Source organism: Leptospira neocaledonica, from assembly GCF_002812205.1.
In the GTDB taxonomy this organism is placed as follows: Bacteria; Spirochaetota; Leptospiria; order Leptospirales; family Leptospiraceae; genus Leptospira_B; species Leptospira_B neocaledonica.
Genome location: NZ_NPEA01000001.1, coordinates 364,532 through 388,380, shown reverse-complemented (window position 1 = coordinate 388,380; position 23,849 = coordinate 364,532). Strand labels below are relative to the sequence as shown.

General features: G+C 40.9%; 18 protein-coding genes. 10 read left to right on the top strand and 8 right to left on the bottom strand.

Annotated features, from left to right (window positions below; translation table 11 throughout):
• Positions 1–7: 7 nt before the first annotated feature.
• The 7 genes from CH365_RS01845 to hisF are packed head-to-tail and all read left to right on the top strand — an operon-like array spanning position 8 to position 8,543.
• Positions 8–751, top strand: a complete 744-nt coding sequence (locus CH365_RS01845) for a lipoprotein LipL31 (protein WP_100767021.1) — start codon at positions 8–10, stop codon at positions 749–751.
• Positions 752–772: 21 nt separating this feature from the next.
• The gene (locus CH365_RS01840; protein WP_100766890.1) at positions 773–1,618 is read left to right on the top strand and encodes an undecaprenyl-diphosphate phosphatase; all 846 of its coding nucleotides are present in this window, start codon (positions 773–775) and stop codon (positions 1,616–1,618) included.
• Positions 1,619–1,647: 29 nt separating this feature from the next.
• Positions 1,648–4,593 carry an LPS-assembly protein LptD gene (locus CH365_RS01835; RefSeq protein ID WP_100766889.1) on the top strand — a complete coding sequence of 982 codons (2,946 nt, stop codon included), beginning with the start codon at positions 1,648–1,650 and terminating at the stop codon, positions 4,591–4,593.
• 1 nt (position 4,594) lies between these two features.
• Positions 4,595–6,010, top strand: a complete 1,416-nt coding sequence (locus tag CH365_RS01830) for an undecaprenyl-phosphate glucose phosphotransferase (RefSeq protein ID WP_100766888.1) — start codon at positions 4,595–4,597, stop codon at positions 6,008–6,010.
• Positions 6,011–6,031: 21 nt separating this feature from the next.
• Positions 6,032–6,322 (top strand): Asp-tRNA(Asn)/Glu-tRNA(Gln) amidotransferase subunit GatC, encoded by a 291-nt coding sequence (gene gatC / locus CH365_RS01825; RefSeq protein WP_100766887.1) that lies wholly within the window; start codon positions 6,032–6,034, stop codon positions 6,320–6,322.
• Positions 6,319–7,779, top strand: a complete 1,461-nt coding sequence (gene gatA / locus CH365_RS01820) for an Asp-tRNA(Asn)/Glu-tRNA(Gln) amidotransferase subunit GatA (protein WP_100766886.1) — start codon at positions 6,319–6,321, stop codon at positions 7,777–7,779. The genes gatC and gatA overlap by 4 nt, the downstream gene beginning before the upstream one ends.
• Positions 7,776–8,543, top strand: a complete 768-nt coding sequence (gene hisF / locus CH365_RS01815) for an imidazole glycerol phosphate synthase subunit HisF (protein WP_100766885.1) — start codon at positions 7,776–7,778, stop codon at positions 8,541–8,543. The genes gatA and hisF overlap by 4 nt, the downstream gene beginning before the upstream one ends.
• 228 nt (positions 8,544–8,771) lie before the next feature.
• On the opposite strand, the gene CH365_RS01810 is transcribed toward hisF, so the two are convergent.
• From CH365_RS01810 to folD, 5 genes are all read right to left on the bottom strand, one after another.
• Positions 8,772–9,950, bottom strand: a complete 1,179-nt coding sequence (locus CH365_RS01810) for an alpha/beta fold hydrolase (protein ID WP_100766884.1) — start codon at positions 9,948–9,950, stop codon at positions 8,772–8,774.
• 175 nt (positions 9,951–10,125) lie between these two features.
• Positions 10,126–10,869, bottom strand: coding sequence for a 23S rRNA (guanosine(2251)-2'-O)-methyltransferase RlmB (gene rlmB, locus CH365_RS01805; protein ID WP_100766883.1), 744 nt, complete (start codon positions 10,867–10,869; stop codon positions 10,126–10,128).
• Positions 10,866–12,281: a cysteine--tRNA ligase gene (cysS, locus tag CH365_RS01800; RefSeq protein ID WP_100766882.1), complete on the bottom strand. Its 1,416-nt coding sequence runs from the start codon at positions 12,279–12,281 to the stop codon at positions 10,866–10,868. The genes rlmB and cysS overlap by 4 nt, the downstream gene beginning before the upstream one ends.
• Positions 12,278–13,243, bottom strand: a complete 966-nt coding sequence (locus CH365_RS01795; RefSeq protein ID WP_100766881.1) for an acetylxylan esterase — start codon at positions 13,241–13,243, stop codon at positions 12,278–12,280. The genes cysS and CH365_RS01795 overlap by 4 nt, the downstream gene beginning before the upstream one ends.
• A 16-nt stretch (positions 13,244–13,259) precedes the next feature.
• A complete protein-coding gene (gene folD, locus CH365_RS01790) occupies positions 13,260–14,114 on the bottom strand; it encodes a bifunctional methylenetetrahydrofolate dehydrogenase/methenyltetrahydrofolate cyclohydrolase FolD (RefSeq protein WP_100766880.1) in 855 nt (284 codons plus the stop codon).
• 80 nt (positions 14,115–14,194) lie between these two features.
• On the opposite strand from folD, the gene asnS reads away from it, so the two are divergent.
• Positions 14,195–15,502 carry an asparagine--tRNA ligase gene (gene asnS / locus CH365_RS01785; protein WP_100766879.1) on the top strand — a complete coding sequence of 436 codons (1,308 nt, stop codon included), beginning with the start codon at positions 14,195–14,197 and terminating at the stop codon, positions 15,500–15,502.
• An 83-nt stretch (positions 15,503–15,585) separates the two neighbouring features.
• On the top strand, positions 15,586–16,380 hold the full coding sequence (locus tag CH365_RS01780; RefSeq protein WP_100766878.1) for a hypothetical protein: 795 nt from the start codon (positions 15,586–15,588) through the stop codon (positions 16,378–16,380).
• Here the strand turns inward: CH365_RS01780 and CH365_RS01775 are convergent.
• The 3 genes from CH365_RS01775 to CH365_RS01765 are packed head-to-tail and all read right to left on the bottom strand — an operon-like array spanning position 16,349 to position 21,024.
• Positions 16,349–17,215 carry a hypothetical protein gene (locus CH365_RS01775; protein ID WP_100766877.1) on the bottom strand — a complete coding sequence of 289 codons (867 nt, stop codon included), beginning with the start codon at positions 17,213–17,215 and terminating at the stop codon, positions 16,349–16,351. The genes CH365_RS01780 and CH365_RS01775 overlap by 32 nt on opposite strands.
• On the bottom strand, positions 17,212–19,209 hold the full coding sequence (locus tag CH365_RS01770; protein ID WP_100766876.1) for an ATP-dependent DNA helicase: 1,998 nt from the start codon (positions 19,207–19,209) through the stop codon (positions 17,212–17,214). The genes CH365_RS01775 and CH365_RS01770 overlap by 4 nt, the downstream gene beginning before the upstream one ends.
• A gap of 6 nt (positions 19,210–19,215) precedes the next feature.
• The gene (locus CH365_RS01765) at positions 19,216–21,024 is read right to left on the bottom strand and encodes a sodium-dependent transporter (protein WP_100766875.1); all 1,809 of its coding nucleotides are present in this window, start codon (positions 21,022–21,024) and stop codon (positions 19,216–19,218) included.
• A 233-nt stretch (positions 21,025–21,257) separates the two neighbouring features.
• Between CH365_RS01765 and clpB the strand changes: the two genes are divergently transcribed.
• Entirely contained in the window at positions 21,258–23,825 is a 2,568-nt protein-coding gene (gene clpB, locus CH365_RS01760) for an ATP-dependent chaperone ClpB (protein WP_100767020.1), read from the top strand.
• Positions 23,826–23,849: the final 24 nt, after the last annotated feature.

Genomic DNA, 23,849 nt, shown 5'->3' with positions numbered 1-23,849 from the left:
AACACAGATGAAAAGGCTATATATCTCCCTCACTTTACTCTTATCTTTTTTCTTATTCGCTTATTGTGGAGACGGTACTCCGGTCATCGAATCCATCGATGGCAATAAGATCACTACTGCAAGTTTTGAAAGCGCTTTGGATGTCGCTTTGGATTCTTTAAGCCGTACACAAAACATTGAAAAAAAGAATGTTATTAGATTCCTTTTCACAGAAGAGGAAAGCAAAGTCCCTCAAGCTTTCTTACAACTAAGACCTGAATTTAAAAAGAGAAAGTTTTTCGATCGTTATCATGAGATGATGGTTGTAAAAGCTGCCGCTGACAAAAGTGGTTTCAGCAAAAGATCCGATATTAAAGAAATTTTAAAATTCCAAGAGATGCAGATGATCTATGGAATGTACATCGCTGAGCAGATCGAATCCAGAATTAAAATTACCGAGCAAGAGTTGAACCAAGGTTGCCAAGAACTCCGTGCTAAATATAAACAAGCGGAGTCTTTAACTCTGGAACAATGTTATGATGCAGCAAGAGCTCAGATTAAAGGAAGAAAATCGGAAGAAGTTTATAAATCGGTTCTAGACAGAATTAAAGAATCTGTCGCTATTAAACATAACGATAAATTCGATCTGGAAAAATATCTGGAGAAAGAATTCACCATTCCTGGAGCAAATAAGGAAGAGGCGCCTAAGGCCGAGGAAACCAAGGCACCGGAGGCTACTACTCCTACAACAGCGCCAGAAGCTACTAAGTAAAAAAAGAAATTTTTCAACGATTTGAATTCATATCTAAACGCAATCTTCCGTAGCGTAATTGAAGCGATTACGGAATTCTTACCGGTGTCCTCCACAGGACACCTTTTCTTATTCTCCTCCTTCTATCCATTTTCGGAGGGAGCGGATTTCGACGACCTATTCGATATATTCATCCAAAGCGGTGCGATTCTGTCTGTTCTGGTATTATATAAGGAAAAGTTTTTAGATCAGGGAAGATCGGCAGTACGTTACCTTCTCCGCAAAGAAGAAAACAAAGAAGGATTCCTTTTCTTAATCAGAGTTACGATTGGATTTTTGCCGATTATGGCCGCTGGATTTTTGTTCAGGGGATTTTTAGATAAGATCAAGGCAAGAGAAGATATTTTGGCGATCTTAGGAGGAGCTTGGCTTATCGGAGGAATTCTTATCTTGGCATCTGAGTTCTGGTTCCAAAGAAATGAAAAGATTAAAACAAGTGAACCTATCGGAACAAAGGATGCGATTCTGATCGGTATTTTCCAATGTTTAGCTTTGGTCCCTGGTGTTTCCAGATCCGGAGCAACGATCGTAACCGCCAGATTTTTGGGAAAGGATACTAGAAGTTCCGCCGAATTTTCCTTCTTCGTTGCGGTTCCCGTGTTATTCCTGGCCGGAGCTTATAAACTATTCAAACATCGGGCAGTGTTAAATTGGGAGAATCTGCCGATTTTAGGTTTGGGTTTTGTTCTTTCCTTCCTACTTTGTTTTTTCGTAATCAAATGGTTCCTGAAATACTTGCAGTCCCATTCCTTTACCGGGTTCGGCTGGTATCGGATACTTCTTGGGATCTCAGTGCTTACCTTCTACAAATTAGTGATGCAGGGCTGACCCGACACGATAGTCTGGCTTAGATCGGAATGCGCCCCTGGATCCGAAATTGTCTATTTTTGCTTTTTTTGCCTAGTCTATTATGGGGGCAACCGGCCGACCTAGGCCCTCGGGGTTCTGCAGGTGATGCGAACTCGGAAGACGATACCCAAAGGTCTGTTGTTAAGACCAGAAACCGCCTCTTAAACAAGTCCATCGAAGTTCTAAGCGAAAGAGAAGTGGATGAACAGTTGGAGAACCTGGGTCTTTCCAGAGAAGGTTCTATCTATACTAGACGTAAAAGATTAAAGGCCGCTTTAGGAGAGAAGGAAGATAATAAGCCCGACTTTGCCGCGTTAGCCGGAACAACTAAGAAAGATCTTCCCATGGTCATAGAGAATGCCGCCGAAGGGGAGCTCATGAGAGTGGATCAAACCAAGGGCGGAGTTTTGGTTTTAAGAGGTAGAGTTCGTATCAAACTTAGATCCGGAAGTTTGGAAGCAGAGACAATTTCGGTAGATTCGGACCGCCAAGAAGTTTATGCGGAAGGCGGGATTAAATTCGAAGATGGAAGAGCGAAAATCACCGGAGATAAATTCATCTATGACTATAAATTGGATAAGGGTGTGGTCTATAATACCAAAGGAACGGTCGCACCAGCATACTTCTTCGGAGAGAAAGTCAAAAAATTAGATGATAAACGTTACATGTTGGAGATGGGATATTTCACCTCATGTAATGCCGAGAAGCCTCATTATTCTTTTAAGGTTGATAAAGTTGTACTCTATCAAGATAGAACGGTTGTAGGAACTAACGTTCGATTCCAGGTAGGAGGTACGACAGTATTCTGGCTTCCATTCTTTTATAATAATAATTTAGGAAACGGTTGGACCACCCAAGCAGGTAAGAATAATACCCAAGGTTTATTCATCCAAAACTCCTTACAATGGTCCACGATCCCTTCTTGGTCCTGGACTCCAATGGGTTATAAGTTCCGAGCGGACTTCTATGAAAAAACGGGACAAGCCTTCCAGATGGAGATGTGGAGGCAAAGTAATAATCTAAACTATTTGATAGATATAGGTTACGCGAATCATAAAGCCTACCAGATTACTTCCGGTTTTGAGGATAGATTTGCAAATTACGGTCTCGGAACAAGTGCAGTCACTAACCAAGTAGATAAGGGAAATTTTTGGGGGACCAATATTCCGAATATCGGAGAGGATAGGGATCCTTGGTGGAAAGGCAGAATATTCTTAAATTCTAAAATGAATAATACGGAGAAGGACGTTACCCGAAACCTTTCCGTTCAATATGAGAATTTTACGAACCGTTTATTCGAATACGAATACGGGAATAGATATCAACCAAGCAATAGTTTGCAGTCCTTATATACATTCAGAGATGTTCGCTACGGTTACGTTCGGAATAACCTGGAATGGAAATTGGATTATACCGAGAATAGGGGAGATCTTTCGGTTAATATCAACATGAAGAGAAATATGCTCTTCTATAACCTTTCTCCTTTATCCAAATCGGGTTATTTCCCTACAGTGGATATTCTTCCTTCTGTTACGATCAAAAACAGTTCTGAAATCGCTAAACTTCCTTATTTCGAAACTCCGGTATATTGGGACGTATATTTAACGAATACATTGATGAGATTCTACGGCGTTCCTACCCAAGAAAAACTGAAAATTCCTACTTCCGATGGAAGTTACGATAATCCGAACGGGGACTATAAAGAAAATCTTCTTAGGACTCAGAACTTCTTACAGGGAGAGACAGGATTTAGAACTTCTATGAATTTTGGAAGTTACGTGTCCTTGGCTCCGAGCGTTTATTACGGGGCTAAAAAACAATCCGCTCAATTACCTGCGGGAAATGCGGATACTGTTTCTACTAACTTTACTTCCTTGGAAAGAAGTTTGGCCAGGGACAGTTATCAATATTTTAGAACGAATACTAACTTAAGAATTGGTGCTCCTATATTATTTTTTAATGCAACATACCGTAAGTTAGAAGCGGAGAAGCCCGATTTGCAAGATCCTATTCTCATGAAAAATCGCCAGCATGAGATGGAACTTTCTTTGGAAAGTTATGCCTTGGAAAATTTCGAAGTTTCTCTTAAAACTATCCGAGATCTTAGAACCTTTTCGGACGAATACCAACCTCAGCCTACGAGCCAGGAAAGATGGTATTATACAGTATTCCGTTTTGCAGGTTATATAGATTTCTTGGATGGATTCAGTAAAAGAAAGAGAACGCTTTTGGAGAGAAAAAGAAGTTTTTATACGGGACTTTTTTTCAATAATGATTTTGTATATCATACTCCCTTACATCGTCCTTTGTCCAATAACTTCACTCTATCGTATAAAATGGGAGGATTTAGACTTCCTTTCTTAAGATATATTCGTGAGTTAGAAGTTGGGGGAACCTGGTATCATATTTATTACGCTTCTATGATGGACAATTATAGAATCTACGCTAAAGCAAGTATCGATATCACTAGAGAATTCGGATTTGAGGCGGAAATCGATTCAAGGGTGACTGAACCTTGGAGATACACTAATCAAACGGATAATTATTATTACCAAAGATATATTTTGAATACGGACCCTACTTCTCCGTTCACTTCTATGAATATGAACTCAACGAATTTCGGCCAGGATATCATCAACGGTTCGGGGATAAACGGTACTCAGGCAAGACAAACTACCGCTCTGAATGTTAACCGTGCAATGGCCGTCTTAAAATATAATCTGCATACGATGAATTTCAGATTGGGTCTAAGTAGTGATCTTAGATCCGTACCTGGGGGAATAACTGGAGCAAGCCAAGTGACTTTTTACGACCAGTCCATTTTCTTCTCCATATCTCTAACGGATTTCAGTCTAGGCCAGGAAGATTCTTCCCAACTTTCCAGGATCCGTCTGTTCAGATTTAGAAAACGTCCTCTGCGGACAGGTTATACGGAAGGAGTCGAGTCGGAATAATATGCTGAAAGAAAGAAGCCAAACTTTTAAATTATTATTCGTCTTTTTAGACCTAATCTTCTCTTTGGGAAGTTGTGTCTTCGCGTTCCTTCTTCGTTTTTACGTAGGAGATCCTACAGGAATAGATAGATCTTATATTGATCTTGAAAGTTATTTTATATTAGGTTCCGTTCTCTCCGTTTCTCAAGTAATCGTCTTCTTATTCATAGATTTATATCATCCCAGAAGGGGATTGTCCTTCCTGGACGAGTTCCTTGCGATTTTCGGGGGAGTGTTCTTAAATTTACTTTTCGTATTGTCTATGTTATTCTTCTTCCGAGGTGATTTCGGAAGCGAAAGATTCTCTCGTTCTTTCATTTTAGTTTTTGCAGGAACAAATATTTTTTCGATTGGTGCTCTTCACCTTCTCGCCCGCCAATTTTTAAGATATCTCAGAAGTAAAGGATACAATTTACGTAGAGTTCTTGTGATAGGGACAAGAGAGACTGCCGCTCGTTTTGCGGATTCAGTCCAAAGACATCAGATCTACGGATACCAAATCATAGGTTATGTGAGTTCTGGAAACTCCAAGGCAATCCGTAAAGAGATGCAAGTTGTCGGAAAGACTAACAAGATAGAGAAGGTTTTGTCTGAGATAAAACCCGACCTAGTAGTTTATGCCCTGAATAACGCAGAAGGCGATTGCCTGGAAACTGTTTTGGATGCATGTGATACGGAAGGTATCGATCTAAAAGTAATACCTGGTTTCCAAGAATTCATCAAGGCAAAAGGAAGAGTGGATGAGATGGACGGTCTTCCGGTTATTTCTATCCGAAATATTCCTGTTCGCCTTGGCTATAACCGAGTTATCAAAAGAAGTTTTGATATTCTATTTTCTCTTTTCTTCATTACTCTTTTTTCGCCTGTGTTTCTGATCATCGCATTTCTGATCAAATTAAGCTCCAGGGGGCCGGTATTTTATTACCAGGAAAGAGTGGGCTTGGACAATAAAAGTTTCAAAATGATCAAGTTTAGAAGTATGGTAGTCCAAACAAGGTCCCAATCTGAGACTACGTGGACAGTCCAGAATGATCCGAGGGTGACTGGGATTGGCAAGATACTACGTAAGACCTCCCTTGACGAAATACCTCAGTTTTTTAATGTGCTTTTAGGAGATATGTCCGTAGTGGGTCCAAGACCCGAAAGACCTCATTTTGTCGAAAAATTCAAAACGGATCATAGACATTATATGAGAAGGCATGCGGTCAAGGCTGGGATCACCGGTCTTGCGCAAGTGCAGGGTCTGAGAGGAGACACTTCTATCGATGATAGAATTGATGCGGATATCTACTATATAGAAAACTGGTCTCTTTGGTTAGATATTAAAATCATCCTGCTTACACCTTTAAAAGGTGTGATGGATAAGAACGCCTATTAAGGGAAAAGGAGAACGAAGGCCGTGAACCTAAACGAAGAATCCCTTCAAAAAATCGCAGAGTTATCTAGGCTCAAAATAGATCCTAAGGATATCCAAAACTTCCTTACGGATTTTAATAAGGTCCTAAATTATGTGGATACGATCACAGAATTAAATGTGAGTTCCGTATCCGACGAGGACTTATATCCGAACGAAGGAAATTCACTTCGTGCAGATAAGGCACAAGAAGGATTGAGCCGTTCTCAGATAGAATCTTTCGCACCTAGCTTTCAAAACGGATACTTCGTAGTTCCGAAGGTGATCGAAACATGAAAGAACTTTGGAAATTAAAATATTCTGATATTAAAAAAGGCTTAAATTCGGGAGAGTTTACTCCTACCGATCTGATCCAATCTTTAATCGCTCGTATCGAAGCAGAAGATTCCAAAATTAAGGCGTTTCTTTCCTGGGAAAAGGAAAGTATCGTCAGGGCAGCCGCAGAAAGTACTGAAAGAAGAAAATCAGGTAAACCTCTTTCCGAGTTCGACGGTATTCCAATAGGAGTGAAGGATAATATTTGTATCGAGAATACAATCACTTCTTGCGCTTCTAAAATTTTAGAAAACTATCGTTCTCCATTTCATGCGACTGCTATCGAAAAACTTTTAGCGAAAGGTTTTGTTCTTATTCCAAGAGCAAATATGGATGAGTTTGCAATGGGTTCTTCCACTGAGAATTCTGCTTATCAGGTCACTAAAAATCCGTTTGATACAGCAAGGATCCCGGGTGGATCTTCCGGAGGATCTGCGGCTGCTGTTGCAGCATCTTTTGTTCCGGTAGCATTGGGTTCAGATACTGGAGGATCCGTTAGGCAGCCTGCATCTCTTTGCGGGATTTACGGTTTAAAACCTACTTATGGAACTGTTTCCAGATATGGGCTTGTGGCTTACGCTTCGAGCCTAGACCAGATTGGTCCGTTATCAAAGGATATAGATGGAATCATAGATGTGTATTCTGTGATCTCTGGTAAAGATCAGAGAGATGCTACTTCTAAAAATATTCCTGCATTCGATCCTTCTAAGGTAAAAGAACTTCCTTGGAAAGGTTTAAGAATAGGGAAGATGAAGATCACTTCTGAAATTGAACCTGATATTGCAAAAGTATACGAATCTCTTTTGGCAGAATTGGAATCCAAAGGTGCTCAACTTGTAGATCTGGATTTCTCTCTTCTTTCCAATTCAATTCCGATCTATTATATCATCGCAACTGCGGAATGTTCTTCTAATCTTTCCAGGTTCGATGGAATCCGTTTCGGACAAAGAAAAGATCCAAGCGGTAAACTGGAAGATTTATACGTAACAAGTAGAAGTGAAGGTTTCGGAAAAGAAGTCCAGAGAAGGATACTTCTTGGAACATTCTCCTTATCTGCGGGTTATTACGACGCATATTACGGTAGAGCTCAGAAAGCCAGAGTTCTGATCAAAAAAGAATATGAAGGTTATTTTTCCAAAGTTGATCTGATCCTTCAGCCTACATCTCCTACAACTGCGTTTAAAGTGGGTGAAAAAACTTCCGATCCGATCCAAATGTATAAGGCGGATATTCTTACAACTTCTGTGAACTTAGCTGGAGTTCCTGCCATGTCTGTTCCAATCGGAAAAGATTCTAATGGACTTCCTATCGGTTTGCAAATAACTGCTCCCGCCTTACACGAAGATAAAATATTCGGTTTTGCTAAAATGATTTCCGACTGGGCTTCTAAGGTGGAATTGCCCGAAACTATCAAATGAGTGAGCTTGCCGCGAGAATTATTCCCTGCCTAGACATCAAAGATGGTAGGGTAGTCAAGGGAGTGAATTTTGTAAACCTTGTGGATGCAGGTGATCCTGTGGAGTCCGCAGTAGTTTACGAAAAAAATCTCGCGGATGAGTTATGTTTCTTGGATATCACCGCTTCCAGCGATAAAAGGGATATCCTGATCCATTTGGTGGAAGCGGTTGCGGAAAGAATTTTTATTCCTTTCACCGTGGGTGGAGGAATTCGCACATTAGATGATGTGAAAGCTGTTTTGGAAAAGGGAGCAGACAAGGTCTCTATTAATACTGCAGCTTTCCAAAATCCGGACCTTCTCCGCGCGGCGGCAGAAATTTACGGCTCCCAATGTATTGTGTGTGCGGTGGATGTGAAATTTCATCCGGACAGACAGAGATACGAGGTATTCTTACATGGAGGAAGGACCGAAACCGGAAGAGATGCCTTAGATTGGGGACAAGAAGCTCAAGAAAGAGGAGCAGGAGAAATTTTGCTCACTTCCATGGATAGAGACGGAACCAAAAAAGGATTCGATATCCAACTTTTAAAATTATTTTCTTCTAATTTAGAAATTCCTATTATTGCAAGCGGTGGAGCCGGAAATCCGGAACATATGGTAGAAGCGATACTGAGAGGAAAGGCCGACGCAGTACTCGCCGCATCCATTTTCCATTTTGGTGAATTTACGATCAGAGAAACCAAAGAAAATATGCAGGAAATGGGAATTAAGGTCAGACTCTGAGAAAAGTGAGCAAACCGGAATTCGGAATCTACATTCCGACCCAAGAGTTCATGAATCTAACTTGCTAGTTTGCAAATTTTCTGATATAGAGTCGGGAAGGAATTCTCCCACGGGCCACTCCCCACCACCCAAAGCGGGGCGGGGGCGCTCATAGATCAGTTGGAATTCCTACACTTACAAAACAAAATCTCTATTTCTTGGCGGCTTCGCATGTGGACTTGTTTTCCATTAAGGTAGAGCACCCACGATCGTAAAAACTTCATTAAATACATTATCAAAATGAGTTTTTACAATGGTAAGTCCTCCTGCCATTCCACCTTCATTTCTAAAAGACATTTGAGAATGGTCCATATTGCCGACAGTATGTTGTGTGCCGGCTCTTCCATTTAAAAGTGCAGAATTCAAGGGAACAATTCCATCAGAGCTACCAAATACCGGATCTCCGCTTGTAATCACCGTACACGCTGCTCGGTAGGTGGTAGCATGATCAGTATCGCTACAATTTCCTGCTACCATGTTTCCTCCATAGACCGTCGTAATAGGATCATAGGTAGTCTTTGCGATCATCTTTTCTAAAAAGAAATTAAATGCTTGGTTGGTCCCGTCTACAATTGCAGGAGTGATCGGATCCACACCGGCACTGATTCCGTTTGTGTACGCAAGCCCCTGTCCGCCAGGAGTGTCTGTCATAAATTTAATAATTGTTCCGATGGTTGATAAATTCCCTGTATATTGCGGAGAAGAATAAGGAGATCCATAATAAGGAGTACCTAAGCTTACGATATGATCTATTACGTCTTCTGTATTATTTGCATGTTGGATCGCGGCTCTTGCAACAAGTCCCCCCATAGAATGGGCTACGACGACCACCTTATCGGAGGAGTTAAAAGCTGCATTTAAGGAATCGATAAACCTTCTTCCATTCACTTCTATATAATCAGAAGTTCTATAGGTAAAAACGTATATTTCGAATTCATCATATACGCTTCCGGAATAGCTGCTGGGAGGAGTTGCAGTATCAGTTGTGAATGCAAGACCTTGGTTCCAGGTCCCAAGCAGATTTGCTACTTTTTTATTAAAATCTGTCGGAGGGTCGGTTTGTCTTTCTCCAAAATCCCAACCATGTATAAATACAATTTTTGCTTTGGAATTATCTCTTTGGAAATAAGGATCTTGGAAATACAGTGGGGAGAGACTGCCTACAGCCATATCGGGAAATACTGTCGAAAATTTATACAGCGCGTGGTTCGTTTCAGCAAAATAGCTTGAGATAATATAATCCTTAATTTGCTCCCCTAATGATTTACTATCGGAAGGAGTGAGTCTATCTTGGAGGTACTCGCAGTTTCCGAAAGATAGAAGAATGAAAAATAAAAACAAAGATTGGAAAGATAAAAATCTTTTCATTAGATACGATCCAAATTTCCGGAAAACGTCAGGTTCGAATGTTGGAATTCCTACGAACGTCTTCAGAAGATATTATAGAAAGTTTGGAACTGATCCTGAAAAACCGCAAGCTAGAATTTGATGTAAGTTGTTCAATAATATCGTAACAGAAAGGAAATAAATGTTTGAATAAAATTCACTTCGGTCGGTTTTTCAAACGATCTAGTACGATCCCAGTGGCAACTGTTACATTTAAAGAAGAGATATGGCCATGAAGTGGAATGCGAACTGTAAAATCCGATTTTTCCATCAGAATTCTTTTGAGCCCTTCTCCTTCATTTCCCATTAAGATCACTAATTCTTCCCAAGCAGGAATTTTAGACCAATCTTCTGTTCCTTTGTCGGAAGTGGACACTACCCAAAAATTTCGTTTTTGCAATTTTTCTAATATTTGCGCCAGGTTCCCTACTTTAAAAACGTTTAGATAGGCTAGTGCACCTGAGGCAACTTTTTCCACAGCCGGAGTGATCCCTGAGGAATCCCTTTCGGGGATGAGAACCGTTTCCACTCCGAAACATTCTGCCGTTCTTAAAATATTTCCTAGATTGCCCGGATCTTGGATACGATCTAAAACCAGGATTGGGCCCTTACAGTTTTCTAGATGAGAATCGAATGATTTTTTATCTCCGGAGTGGAGTTGTATTCTAAGCGCAAGGACACCCTGGTGATTCACGCCAGGAGCCATCTTGTCTAATTTACTGGGAGAAGCTTCTTTGATAAGAAGTTTGCCTTCTAATTCAGAGAGAATTTCTTCTAATTCTTTTTTGGCTCCGGAAGTCAGCCAAATTTCTTGGAAGGAGAGTTCGGAACCTTTTTCAAGATGTCGTTCCAGAATTTCTCGGATATTTCTTCTTCCGTAGATATAATCCTGGCGGCTCATTTTCTCTTCCAGCGAAGACCTTCTTTTGTGTCTTCGAGTATAATCCCTAATTCGTTCAATTTATCTCTGAGTCTGTCCGCTTCTGCAAAATTTTTGTTTTTGCGAGCTTCTTGTCTTTGTCTGACTAACTCATCGATTTCGGAATCTAAAACTTCTACTTTTCTTTCGAAACTTAAAACACCCAAGATGGAATCTATTGCAATAAAACGTTCTAATCGATGTAGAATTCCTTCTCTGGAAATTTTACCTTTGTCTAAATAATGATTAGAATCTTTTACTAGCTCAAAGACTAACGATAAGAATTTTGATATGTTTAGATCGTCTCCAAGAGCACCTAAGAATTCATTAGGTAACCGCGGATTCGAATCCATTTCATAATCTTGATCAAATGCAGGCTCTGCCTTAGGGGAATCTTCTAATAATCGATTGATACAATTTTGGATCTTGGAAACGGATTGTGAAGCTTCTTCTAATCTTTCTTTTGTGAAGTTCAATTTACTTCTGTAATGAGCGGAGAGTAGAAGGAATCTGATATTTCGAGGTTCTGCGCCTTCTTTTACCAGGTCTCTTAGGGTGAAAAAGTTTCCCTTGGACTTGGCCATCTTCTCTCCATTTACGAGAAGATGTTCCGAGTGCAGCCAATATTTTACGAAGGATTCTTCCGGGTAAGCGCCTTCACTCTGAGCGATTTCATTTTCATGGTGGGGGAAGGTAAGATCTACACCACCTGTATGGATATCGACTCCGGAGCCGTATACGTCGCGCACCATTGCGGAACATTCTAAATGCCAGCCAGGTCTTCCGGAACCAATCTCAGTCTCCCAAGAAGGTTCCCCGTCTTGTTTCGGGAATTTCCAAAGGACGAAGTCTCTTACATCGTCCTTCTCATATTCGTCCGTATCATAACGAGTGCCTGTTTTCATTCCGCTTACGTCAATTTTGGAAAGTTTTCCGTAATTTTTGAATTTGGAAATGGAATAATACAAACTTCCGTCTTTTTCGTAGACGAGTCCTTGGTTCTGTAGATGTTTTATGATCTCTACCATGGAAGGAATGGAATCAGTAGCCCTAGGATAATGTTCCAATTTTTGAATATTCAGAGATTCTAAATCTTCCTGGAATGCTTTTACCCAAGGTTCTGTAAATTCTCTGATCCCTTTTCCTTGTGCCAAGGATTCACGGATGATCTTATCATCAATATCAGTGATGTTCATTGTCATATCCGGTTTATAACCGAATGCGACTAATGTTCTTCTGAGAAGATCTACAAATAAGAATGCACGCAAATTTCCCAAATGTGCGAAGTTATAAACTGTGGGCCCGCAGGAATATACTCTGACTCTGTCCGGAAACTCCGGACGGAATACTTCTTTGTTTCCACTAAGAGAATTATGGAAACGGATTTCTTTCATTCTGGGAAGAGAATCTCTTTCGAGAATTCCAGATTGGCCAAATTCTGTTTGTCCCCTGCGATTCCTGCTTCGTTTCCTTCCGTAGGATAAACCTGCATTCTTTTATCGCAAACTAAGTGGTTGAATAACGCGAAAACAGACTTAGGATGAGAAACCTTATCTTCCATTCCGACGGATACCAAAGTAGGGATCTTAATCTTTTTGGAAAAATTCAAAGTATCAAAATAAGAAAGATTCTTTTTTAGCTGGGTCTTTTTGGATTTAGAATTGGAGATCTGTTCCGAAATTTCCTTGGACCAGCTGGTTCCTAATTTGAGTTGTGTATCATCTACATGGCAAAAATTAGGAGTTTCTAATATAAGTGCTTTTACTCTAGGGGAATTAGCGGCTCCAAAAAGAGCCATAGAGGCACCGATCCCTTTTCCAGCCAGGATGATCTTGTCTCCGTCGATCCCATCAGTGAGTCTTAAAAATTCTATGGTACGGATCACGTCTAAATAATTGGCTTTTAAGAAGAAGGATTCTTTGGTTTCCAATCCTTTTCTGTAGTATCCTGGAGTCCAATCCGGATCAGGGAGCTCTCCTTCCTTTAAAACAGGATGAATAAGCTGGGTGCCGTGGCCTCTTAGGTCCAGGATGAGTTGCGCTACTCCGGCTTCTGTCAGTCCTTTGATGATCTGAGGTCTGTCTTTCGCATAATCATGGAAATATACAAGAACTGGAAGATCGCCTCTTTTCCTAGGGATCACCAAACTGCCGGTAAGCGTCGCATTCCCGTAAGATTGGAAAGAAATATCGTAGATGGTTTCTTTTAAAATGGTCCCTTTGAGAAGAGCCTTGGTTTGGTTTTTAACCGGAAAACCTTTAAGTTCTCGGATCGACTCCGCCCAAAAATCGTCCAAATCCGCAGGAGGTGAGAAGGGAGGATAAGTCTGGAAGCACTCGTCGAAACTGATAGCCATCAGAGATACATCGTTTTCATTTCAGCGGGGGTGTAAAGTGATCTTTTGCCGAATACAATGTCTGTAGAAGAAGGACTGAAATTGTCATAGGTCCTACACCACCCGGAACAGGAGTGTAATGGGAGGATTTTTCCCAGGCCTTAGAAATTTCGATATCTCCCACGTTCCCTGGGTTGTAACCTGCATCCAATAATACTGCTCCCGGTTTGATCCAATCCGCTTTGATAAATTCAGGTTTTCCTACAGCACCCACAACAATATCAGCCTGGGCTACGATTTCCGGCAGATTTTTGGTCTTGGAATGACAGAGAGTGACAGTCGCGTTCATTTCGGTAAGAAGCATTGCCATCGGTTTTCCTAAAATAGGAGAACGTCCTACAACCACGGCTCTTTTTCCGGCAGGATCAATCCCGTATTCTTTTAAAAGAAGAACCATTCCATACGGAGTACAAGGAAGATAGGTTTCCACTCCCATAGACAATTTCCCAAAGGATAATGTAGTAACTCCGTCCACATCCTTCTTCAAATCGATCCGATCGAATGCTGCTCTTTCGTCTATCTGGGGTGGAGAAGGGTGTTGTAGAAGAATTCCATGAGTGTCCGGATCCGCGTTCAATTTATCAATAACCGCGAGTAATTCCTGGGTGGTTGTAGTATCAGGAAGTTCTATTTTTTCGGAGATCATTCCCACCGCATGGCAGGACTTGACTTTCATATTTACATAAGTGGCAGAAGCCGGATCGTTTCCTACCAGGATCGTTGCGAGTTTCGGGGGCTTTTTTCCGGAAGCCGTGAGAGTTTTGATCTCTTCGGCGATAGAATCTTTTATCTTTTGAGAAAGTTTTTTGCCATCCAGTAAAATCGCAGTCATGGGTTCAGGATTTAGCCTCCGGTCCCGATGTCATCCGAAAATAATCCTTTTCAGTCGGGTAGAATGCTTAAAATAGGATCATGTCCGAAGTTTCCACAATTGATCTAAACCGTTTACCGGAACATGTAAACCAAACCGTACGTATCCAAGGTTGGGTGCACGGTTTGAGAGGATCTAACGCCAGACAATTTTTAAGTCTGAGAAATTCAGGAAAAATCCTACAGGTACTGGCTGAAAAAGAAATTTTAGGAGAAGATCTATTTTCCGAGATCAAACACCTAAAACAGGAAACCTCAGTCGAGGTAATCGGTAAATTAGTGGAGAATGAAAAGTCTCCTATCGGATACGAACTAATACTTTCTTCTTACAAGAAGGTAGGAGAATCGGAAAATTATCCAATTACGCCCAAAGAACACGGAATAGACTTTTTACTTTCTCAAAGACATCTTTGGTTACGTTCCAGTAAGCAGTTAGCTATCATAAAAGTAAGAAGTGAACTTTCTTATCAGATCCGAAAATATTTCCATACCAACCAATTTACATTGATAGATACTCCTATCCTTACGGGTTCCATAGGAGAATCCGCAGGAACATTATTCTCGACGGAATACTTCGACCTTGGTAATGCCTATCTGGCCCAGACTGGACAATTGTATTTAGAAACTGCGATATTTGCTCATAATAAAGTATATTGTTACGGACCTACATTCAGAGCGGAGAAGAGTAAAACCAGAAGGCATTTAACTGAATTCTGGATGGTAGAAGCGGAAACCGCATTTTTAACACATGCAGAAAACCTAAAGCTGCAAGAGGATTTTGTTAAAACTGTGATCCGAGAAACTGTGGCCGCTTGTGCTCCAGAACTAAAAGTTTTGGAAAGAGATCCTTCTCCTTTACTGGATTATATATCAAAACCTTTCGCATTGATAGATTATAAAGAAGCCCTAGAATACCTACAATCCCAAGGAGAGGATATTGTCTGGGGAGACGATATCAATTCAGAAAGAGAACAGATGCTTTGTCAAAAATTCGGCGGACCTGTTTTTATACAAAAATATCCGAGGGAAGCAAAGGCATTTTATATGAAGGTCAACCCCGAGGATCCAAGAACTGTTTTGAATGCAGATCTGATCGCTCCTGACGGAGTGGGGGAAATCATTGGCGGCTCAGAAAGGGAAGAAAGTTACGAAAATATCACTAAAAGGCTAGAGGAAGAAAACCTACCTGTAGAATCTTATGAATGGTATTTGGAGCTTAGAAAATACGGTTCTGTTCCTCATTCCGGTTTCGGTCTTGGAACCGAAAGGTTGATCGCTTGGATCTGCGGCCTTCAGCATGTCCGGGAATGTATCCCTTTCCCTCGTATGATGGAGAGATTATATCCTTAAACCTCTGAGGCTCTGCGTCTCTGTGTGAAAAAAAATCCGCTAAAAAATCCGGATCTTACCGATACCAAAAATAGAGGTATCGTATGGCTAAAAGTTCCGCCCTTTCCACACAGCTTTCCTTAGAAGAGTCCGCTTGGGAACTCTTTGAAACAGGAGCTTACGAGGAAGTATCTAAACTTGCGGAGAAGAATGCGAAAAACGTGTTCTTAAATCATTTAAGAGCGGTTTGCGAATTCGAAACGGAAACAAATACTGCCAATAATTTTCCTTTAGAGGGAAAAACGGTCCTGACCCCTTTACTCGGTGCTTATCTGCATAGAGCCAAAGGAAATTCGAAAGAGGCCGCTGTATTATTCCACGAATATTTCAAGGCATCTTCTAGTCCCGTATCTTATTCTATCTTAACCACGGGGATCAAGGCATGCGAAGAAGTGGGCGCCCACAAAGCATGTGCGGATCTCATCCAAAGATATAAGGCTCTTTGGTCCGATGGGTATTTTGCTAAACTGGAATTTTTCTCTCTATATCATTTGAGAAAATTCGAAGAAGCCCTTAAGGTATTCAAAGAAAATTCTGAAAGCCTAAAAGAAGACAGAGATGTTCTTGCTGCCTTAGGATTATGTTTTGTTCATATAGGAAGATTTGAAGAAGCTTGTAATATCCTGGAAAAACTTCCGGGTGCAGGTGAGATCCCTTCCTACGAAGATAAAGTGACTGAATATTCAGACAGGATCAAAAATATTCCGAAATATGAGGCGAGAAAAAAAGAACTTTCTAGAAACGAACTTTTGGATCTAGGATATGCGTATTTGTTCTCTGAGTCTTATAAAAAAGCAGAAGAGGTATTTACTTCTCTGGTTTCCCTAGAATCACGATAACCTTTCCTTTCAAGAGAGCCTCCCTGGATTTAGGGGAGGCCAAAATTTTTTCTGCATCCTCGTTGGAGATCACTAGATCCGCTCCCAATTTTCCGGAAACACCTAAGGCTGTAGTCAATAGAGGTTTATAACCTGCTATCTCTTCTTTCATTGCGTCCTGGACTCTGGAAAAATAACGTATATAACCGTAATTTATTACGGAATTTTTTTTAACAAAGAGTGGAGAATAAATTCCGATTCCATCCTCATCTCTGATCTCCGAGAATAGAGCAGGTACAACTTCTAAATGTCTTGCATCCACTATTAGCCCGGTATATGAATCCGCTGGATTATGAATCGGATGAGCTTCCGGAAAACTTTCTGACGAATAAGGAAGAGTAATATGAGAAAGAATTCCTTTTTTTCCTTTTAAGGAAAGAATCCCGGTGGCTATTAAATGATTTCCATTGAACCGGTTGTGGATCTCGATCGGTTCTTTTTCATAGATCTCTTGAAAAATTTCCCGAAAGGATTCGTCTTGTGCTATTTTTTCACGAAGAAGAAGATTGGAATCCAACTTCAGATTTTCCATACTTCTGTATAAGTATTTTTTAATTTCTTCTTTTGCAGTTTCTTTTGCGATGTTTCTAGCTTCTGTGATATTTTTTGCGGTTCCGATCTTATTATAATCCGGATCGTCCGGATGGAATGAGATCTTAGGGAGCTTAATTTCTACAGTCTTAATGATCTCCCCGGTTCTCCAGTTTACTATTGTTTCCGTTTTATCCTTGGACTCCCAGGCAAAAAGGGAAAGACCAGAGATCAAAAAAAAGATCAGTAGCGCCTTACGTTTCATACCGCTTCTCCGGAAGAGTAATTGGGAAGTTTAGAATATTCTAATTTTAGTTGGTTCCATTCCGAAATACGTTTTGCAGGAGGAAGAGAATTGATCAAATCTGTTCCATAAGACTTAGTCCAGATCCTGGAATCCAATAAACTTACGATACCTGTATCTTTTTCAGAACGGATAAGTCTTCCAAAACCTTGTTTTAGAACCGTGGTTGCATAAGGAAGTTGTAGATCTTTGAAAGGATTTCCACCTTTCTCTTTTAATTTTTCACTTCTTGCTTCGAGTACCGGATCATTCGGCGGCTGGAATGGAAGTTTGGTCAGGATGACTGATCTGAGTTTATCACCCCTAATATCGACTCCCTGCCAGAAGGAAGCTACTCCGAATAGAACCGCATCCTTTTCCGCTAAAAAACGATTCTTAGCGGCTTCCGGTCCCATTTCCAATTGTGAGATTATCGGAAGATCTGTAAGAGGTCGGATCGTTTCTATAATTTCGTTTAAAGATTTGTTAGAAGTGAATAAAACGAATGCTCCACCTTTGGTCAGCTCGATCAATTTCAAAATATAACGAGAAAGATCTGCCGCATTTCTTTCAGCCGATTCTGTAGCATCCTTGATGTCTTTAGGTAAAAAGAGTAACGCATTTTTTTCATACGGAAAAGGAGAAGCTACCAATTTAGAGCGAGAGGGTAATCTTCCGATCCGGTCTGCAAAATAACTTAGGTCACCCTTATTGGTTGAAAGTGTAGCGGAAGTAAACACTATACTTTCAGTTCTGGGTTCTAAAACTTCTCGAAGTATTGTTTCCGATTTTAAGGGTTGGGTCAGAAGTTTAGGGAACATTTCCTTTGTTCTAGTATTCGGAGGATCTGCCCAATACACTCTTTCCCCTTCGTCCATGGTTCGGAAAAGATGTAAACCTTCTGCGATTTGACCTATACGTCCTGAAGACATTTCTATCTCCATCGCGATCTCTTTTTCTTCTATCTCATCACTATCTTTAGAATATTTTTTCAATTCTATAAGTAGCGCCTCTTGTAGAGAATCTAAGGCAGCTTCTAATTCTCCTCCGTCCATTTTTAATGGCCTACGGATTCTTTGGGAACCATAGAAGTTGAGAGGAAGTTCTCCAACGACTTTATTAAAACAAAGGAAAAGTTTTTCTCCCGCAAGATTTGCAAGATCATTGATCTTAGGAGAATTAAGTCTTGCACCCAATCCTGATTTTTTTTGGGAATTCCAGACACCTTGTAAAAGTTTTTGGATCTCGAGAGAAGATAATTCGATCCTGAATGCGTTTCCTAAAACTTCAGGAAAATTATGAGCCTCATCCACTACGATCTTTTTGAAGTCCGGAAGAATATTAAAATCGGAGGCAATATGTGCCGCGAGTAGGGAATGGTTTACGATCAGAAGGTTTGACTTCTGCCATTTAGCTCTTTCTAAAAAATAAAAAGAATGAGAGAAGTTCGGACAACTTCTTCCCAAACAAGAATCTGCTTCTCTTGTTACCTTGGACCAAAAATCGGGAGAAGCATATCCATCATATTCTTGTCTTCTTCCTGATTCGGATTGGTTTACCCAGTCCTTAAAAGAATTTAAATGGTCCATCATTTCCGGACCAAAGGTTCCTTGTGTCAGAACATTTCCTAATTTTCTTTTACAGACGTAATTAGAGGCTCCCATCGCAATTTCAGCTTTCACTTCTTGTCCTAAAATTTGAGAAACAAGAGGGATATCTTTTCTTATAAGCTGGTCTTGGAGTGCCTTTGTTTCCGTGGAGATGACTACGATCTCTTCTCCTTCTAACGCACTGATTGCAGCAGGGATCAAATAGGCTAGGGATTTTCCAACACCTGTTCCTGCTTCTACGATCAAATGTTCCGAACTAGCAAATGCTTGTTCCACGCTGTTTGCCATTTGGATCTGACCGGTCCTGGATTCGAAATCAGGCCAGAGTTTGGAAAGTTTTTTGAATTGTTCTTCTACTCTACTCAAAGGTATTCACGCTTCCCTGGTCCGGAAAAGTTTGATCACACAATATAAGGACAGAAGGCTAACTAAACCGAGAGAAACCCACATGATCAATGCTCCATCTAAAGTCAATTCGGGGGACACGGATCCGAATGTGGCCTTGATGGAAGCGGTTTCTTTGTAAGGGAAGATATTCATAAAGAATGCCAGGATCAGTATAAAACTTCCCAAAAAGATTGGTAGCACTTTGTTCGTGGATTTGTCCTTGGATTCTTCCTTACCCTTTAAGCTGAGATGTACAAGTAAATACACCAAACCGAATACTGCGATGATAGCCAGAAATACATAACGAGAGATCAATGCTTGGAATCCTGCTTCTTCCGGATTGGTTCCCGGTCCTGCATTTGCAATCATCCAGTCCACATCCATCTTATTGATATAGGATCCTAAATTTTGGTAGAGGAACATTCCGAATACGATCAGCAAAAAAGCAGGTGTAATGTATTGGATTACCCACCAGAAAAACTTAGGTAAGTGGGCCTGTGCTCCCTTATGACCTTCTTCCAAACCTTTTTTGGCTCCAATCACCCAACCGAAAATTAAGATCTGTAAGGTAGCCAAAATATAAATAAGGACCGTTCCGACCCAGAAATCCGCTTGGTCTAGCGCATTGAAGTTTTTATTAAAATACAAGATCGGGAAAGAAAGCCCGAACGTAAAAAGGAAAAGTATAAAACTGGAAGTCCTTCTTCTGATATGGAAAGCTTCTTCCAAAAATACGATTACCGGTTGGAGCATCGTTACCGAAGAAGTGAGAGCCGCTAAGAATAATACAAAATACCAAATGGCTCCAAAAAAGGATCCTCCAGGCATTAATGCAAATACGGAAGGAAGTGCTATAAATCCCATCCCGAATGTTCCAAAAGAAGTAGCCGATAGTCCTAAAAACAAAAATGCCACTGGGATAGTGATCATTCCACCAAACGCAACTTCTACAAATTCGTTTAGAGAAGCTGCAGAAACGGAAGATAAGATCACATCATTTTCTTTTTTGAGATAACTGGAAAATACTAAGGCGATCCCAAATCCCGCGGATAAAGTAAAAAAGATCTGACCTGCTGCAGAGATCCAAACCTTAGCTTCTCCCAATGCAGACCAGTCCGGATTCCACATTTGTGCGAGCCCGAGCTCTATATTATCTAAAGTTAATACTCTGACGAGAACGATGACTGAACAGATTAGCATAGAAGGAACTGCGATCTTAGCGAATACTTCCAGACCTTTTGCAATTCCTCTATATACTAAAATAAAGTTCATTAGAAAGCAGGCGAGTGTGGCATAAAAAATTTTACCTTGGACAGCACTTCCATTTTCTTTTGCGCCTACTAATGTATGAAAATGATTGGAAGAATTTTGGATGAGGGAATTCAGATCCCCATTCCCTGAATTTAAGCTGATACTACCTGTTACAAAATCGAAAGCATAAGCGAGACACCAAGCTTCCACGAAAACATAATATACATAAATGAGCAAAGGAATGGTAACACCAATTGCACCGAGCAGTCTAAGAGGAACACCGGAAAGATAGGCTCGAAACAGATTCGGAAAACTATGACCTTGTTCTCCACCCATTCTTCCCATCACCCATTCGGTGATACAGACTGGAATTCCAACTAGGATAAAACTGATGATATAGGGGAGAAGGAAGGCTCCTCCTCCATTCTGCACTGCCTGTCCCGGAAATCGGAGGAAATTTCCGAGTCCGATTGCTCCAGAGGCAACGGTCAATATGAGTCCAGTACGGGATTTCCAACTTTCCTTGGGCGGTTCTTTAGTCATCTAGGGTTGTTCCGGCTTTTAGGGATTTCGGACTTACACCTGTCCGAAAAGGGAATGGACTATAATCCCAGTGGAACATACCACCTTGTCAAAACGAATTCGAATTTAGAAATGGAAAAAAACGGGACATAATGAGCGGAAAACCGTCTCTGACTTTCTGGCAGAAAATTTCAGAAATAGTTCTGCTGGCCCAGTCTAAGTACCAACTCGAATACAAGTGGATTCGGACTAAAATGAAACTAGATAAGATTACATTAAAATTGAATGAAGCACTTTCCGGTGCCCAAAGTTCCTATGATAAGAACCCTGAGATACAAGAGGAACATATCATCGCTCAAATCCTTGGCCAAGGAGATGGGTTTGCTCCTCCTTTATTTTCCAAACTGGGTTTAAATCTTTCGGAGTTCCGACGAAAGACAGAAGAAGCGATCACAAAACTTCCTAGAGTAGAAGGCCATTCCGAAAAAGGATTTTCCAGGGCTTCTATCTCTCTTCTACAATCTTCCGATAAAATTCGGGCAGAATTGAAGGATGAATATCTTTCTACAGATCATGTGCTCTTGGCATTTTTGAAGAACGGAATATCTTCTCTTCGCCAAGAATTTGCGAGATTAGGACTCGATTATCCTAAATTATTAAAAGCAGTAATAGAACTCAGAAAAGGACAACCCATCATGGATGATACTCCGGAAAACAAGGCAGATGCCTTGAAAAAATATGCAAAAAATCTAAATGAGCTGGCAAAACTCGGAAAGTTAGACCCGGTCATCGGAAGAGATGAGGAGATCAGAAGGACCATCCAGGTACTTTCCCGCAGGACCAAGAATAACCCTGTGCTTATCGGAGAACCAGGTGTTGGTAAAACTGCAATTGTAGAAGGACTCGCAGGTAAGATCATCCAAGGAGAAGTTCCGGAAGGAATTAAGACCAAAACAATTTATGCATTGGATCTAGGTGCTATGATAGCGGGTGCAAAGTACAGGGGCGAATTTGAAGAAAGACTAAAAGCCACCCTCGACGAAGTAAAACACAGCGATGGAAATATCATCTTATTCATAGACGAGATCCATACACTTGTGGGAGCAGGGGCACAAGAAGGAGCAATGGATGCTTCTAATATGCTGAAACCTATGCTTGCACGTGGAGAACTTCGTTGTATAGGTGCGACGACCTTAAAGGAATACCAAAAGTATATCGAGAAGGATGCAGCCTTAGAAAGGAGATTCCAACCTGTTTATGTAAAAGAACCAAGTGTAGAAGAAACAGTCACTATCCTTAGAGGATTAAAAGATAGATACGAGCTACATCATGGAATTAAAATATTGGATTCTGCGATCGTGGCTGCAGCTAGTTTATCCAATCGTTATATAGCGGATCGTTTCCTTCCTGACAAGGCGGTAGATCTGATCGACGAAGCAAGTTCCAAGATGAGGATAGAAATGGATTCTATGCCGGAAGAATTGGACAAGCTGAGTAAAAAGATCCAATCCTTAAAGATCGAAAAAGAGGCTCTAAAAAGAGAAACGGATCCTGCTTCCAAACAAAGAGTGGAAAATATTTCCAAAGAACTTTCCGAACAGGAAGAACTTTTTAGAAATCTAAAAGCTCGCTGGGATCTTGAAAAATCCAAAATTTCCAAAATTAAGGAAATCAAGGAAGAAACGGACAAATACAAAGTTTTAGAAGCGGAAGCAGAAAGAAGAGGGGAGATCAATAGAGTCGCCGAAATACGTTATGGAAAACTAATAGAACTTTCCAAAGAAATGGAAAAGGCGAACGCGGAACTTAAAAAAATCTCGGGTTCAGGAAGACTTCTAAAAGAAGAAGTGGATGAGGAAGATATAGCAAATATAGTCTCTCGTTGGACTGGAATTCCGGTCTCCAAGATGCTCCAAGGAGAGAAGGCAAAACTTCTCAAAATGGAAGATTCTCTTAAGATCAAGGTAATCGGCCAGGACCATGCTTTGGAATTATTATCCGAAGCGATTCGTAGATCCAGGGCCGGCATTGCGGATCCGAATCGTCCGATCGGCACATTTTTATTCTTAGGACCTACCGGTGTAGGGAAAACGGAGACTGCAAAGGCATTGTCCGAATTCCTATTTGATGATGTGAATGCAATGCTTCGTATCGATATGAGTGAATATATGGAAGCTCATTCCGTATCCAGACTGATCGGAGCTCCTCCAGGTTATATTGGACATGATGAAGGTGGACAATTGACCGAAGCGGTAAGACGTAGGCCTTATTCTGTGATCTTATTCGACGAGGTGGAGAAGGCTCATCCTGAAGTATTCAATATCTTCTTACAAATACTGGATGAGGGTAGGCTGACCGACTCCAAGGGGAGGAATGTGGACTTCAAGAACACTGTCATCATTCTTACTTCTAATATCGGTTCGGAGGTCCTCAGTTCGACCGAGTATTCGGAAGAAGAAAAAGAAAGAATGGTAGACCAAAGGTTGAAAAAACATTTCAAACCTGAGTTCTTAAACCGCTTGGATGAAGTCATCTTGTTCAAGTCCGTGGACGAAGCAATGATCGCAAAGATCGCAGAATTACAATTGCAGATCATGGCAAGGAAGGCTTCTGAGAATGGACTAACGGTAAGCTTTACTCCTGCTTTGAAAAAACATATAGTGCAAGCGGGTTTTGATCCTGAATATGGAGCAAGGCCATTAAAGAGGCTCGTCCAAAGAGAGATCGGGAACGCTCTCAGTAATTTCATTTTGAAAGGTGAATTCAAAGAGGGGCAGAGTATTGTCTTGGATTATTCCGGAGGTTCCGTGCTCGTAAAGTAACTTAGAAAATAAAAAACCCCGGGT

Excerpts from the sequence above, each read along its gene's own strand:
- rlmB (WP_100766883.1), bottom strand. The coding sequence starts at position 10,869 with ATGAGCCGCCAGGATTATATCTACGGAAGAAGAAATATCCGAGAAATT.
- clpB (WP_100767020.1), top strand. The coding sequence starts at position 21,258 with ATGAAACTAGATAAGATTACATTAAAATTGAATGAAGCACTTTCCGGT.
- CH365_RS01810 (WP_100766884.1), bottom strand. The coding sequence starts at position 9,950 with ATGAAAAGATTTTTATCTTTCCAATCTTTGTTTTTATTTTTCATTCTT.
- CH365_RS01795 (WP_100766881.1), bottom strand. The coding sequence starts at position 13,243 with ATGGCTATCAGTTTCGACGAGTGCTTCCAGACTTATCCTCCCTTCTCA.
- cysS (WP_100766882.1), bottom strand. The coding sequence starts at position 12,281 with ATGAAAGAAATCCGTTTCCATAATTCTCTTAGTGGAAACAAAGAAGTA.
- gatA (WP_100766886.1), top strand. The coding sequence starts at position 6,319 with ATGAAAGAACTTTGGAAATTAAAATATTCTGATATTAAAAAAGGCTTA.
- CH365_RS01835 (WP_100766889.1), top strand. The coding sequence starts at position 1,648 with ATGCGCCCCTGGATCCGAAATTGTCTATTTTTGCTTTTTTTGCCTAGT.
- folD (WP_100766880.1), bottom strand. The coding sequence starts at position 14,114 with ATGACTGCGATTTTACTGGATGGCAAAAAACTTTCTCAAAAGATAAAA.
- CH365_RS01775 (WP_100766877.1), bottom strand. The coding sequence starts at position 17,215 with ATGAAACGTAAGGCGCTACTGATCTTTTTTTTGATCTCTGGTCTTTCC.
- CH365_RS01780 (WP_100766878.1), top strand. The coding sequence starts at position 15,586 with ATGGCTAAAAGTTCCGCCCTTTCCACACAGCTTTCCTTAGAAGAGTCC.
- CH365_RS01845 (WP_100767021.1), top strand. The coding sequence starts at position 8 with ATGAAAAGGCTATATATCTCCCTCACTTTACTCTTATCTTTTTTCTTA.
- asnS (WP_100766879.1), top strand. The coding sequence starts at position 14,195 with ATGTCCGAAGTTTCCACAATTGATCTAAACCGTTTACCGGAACATGTA.
- CH365_RS01765 (WP_100766875.1), bottom strand. The coding sequence starts at position 21,024 with ATGACTAAAGAACCGCCCAAGGAAAGTTGGAAATCCCGTACTGGACTC.
- CH365_RS01830 (WP_100766888.1), top strand. The coding sequence starts at position 4,595 with ATGCTGAAAGAAAGAAGCCAAACTTTTAAATTATTATTCGTCTTTTTA.
- hisF (WP_100766885.1), top strand. The coding sequence starts at position 7,776 with ATGAGTGAGCTTGCCGCGAGAATTATTCCCTGCCTAGACATCAAAGAT.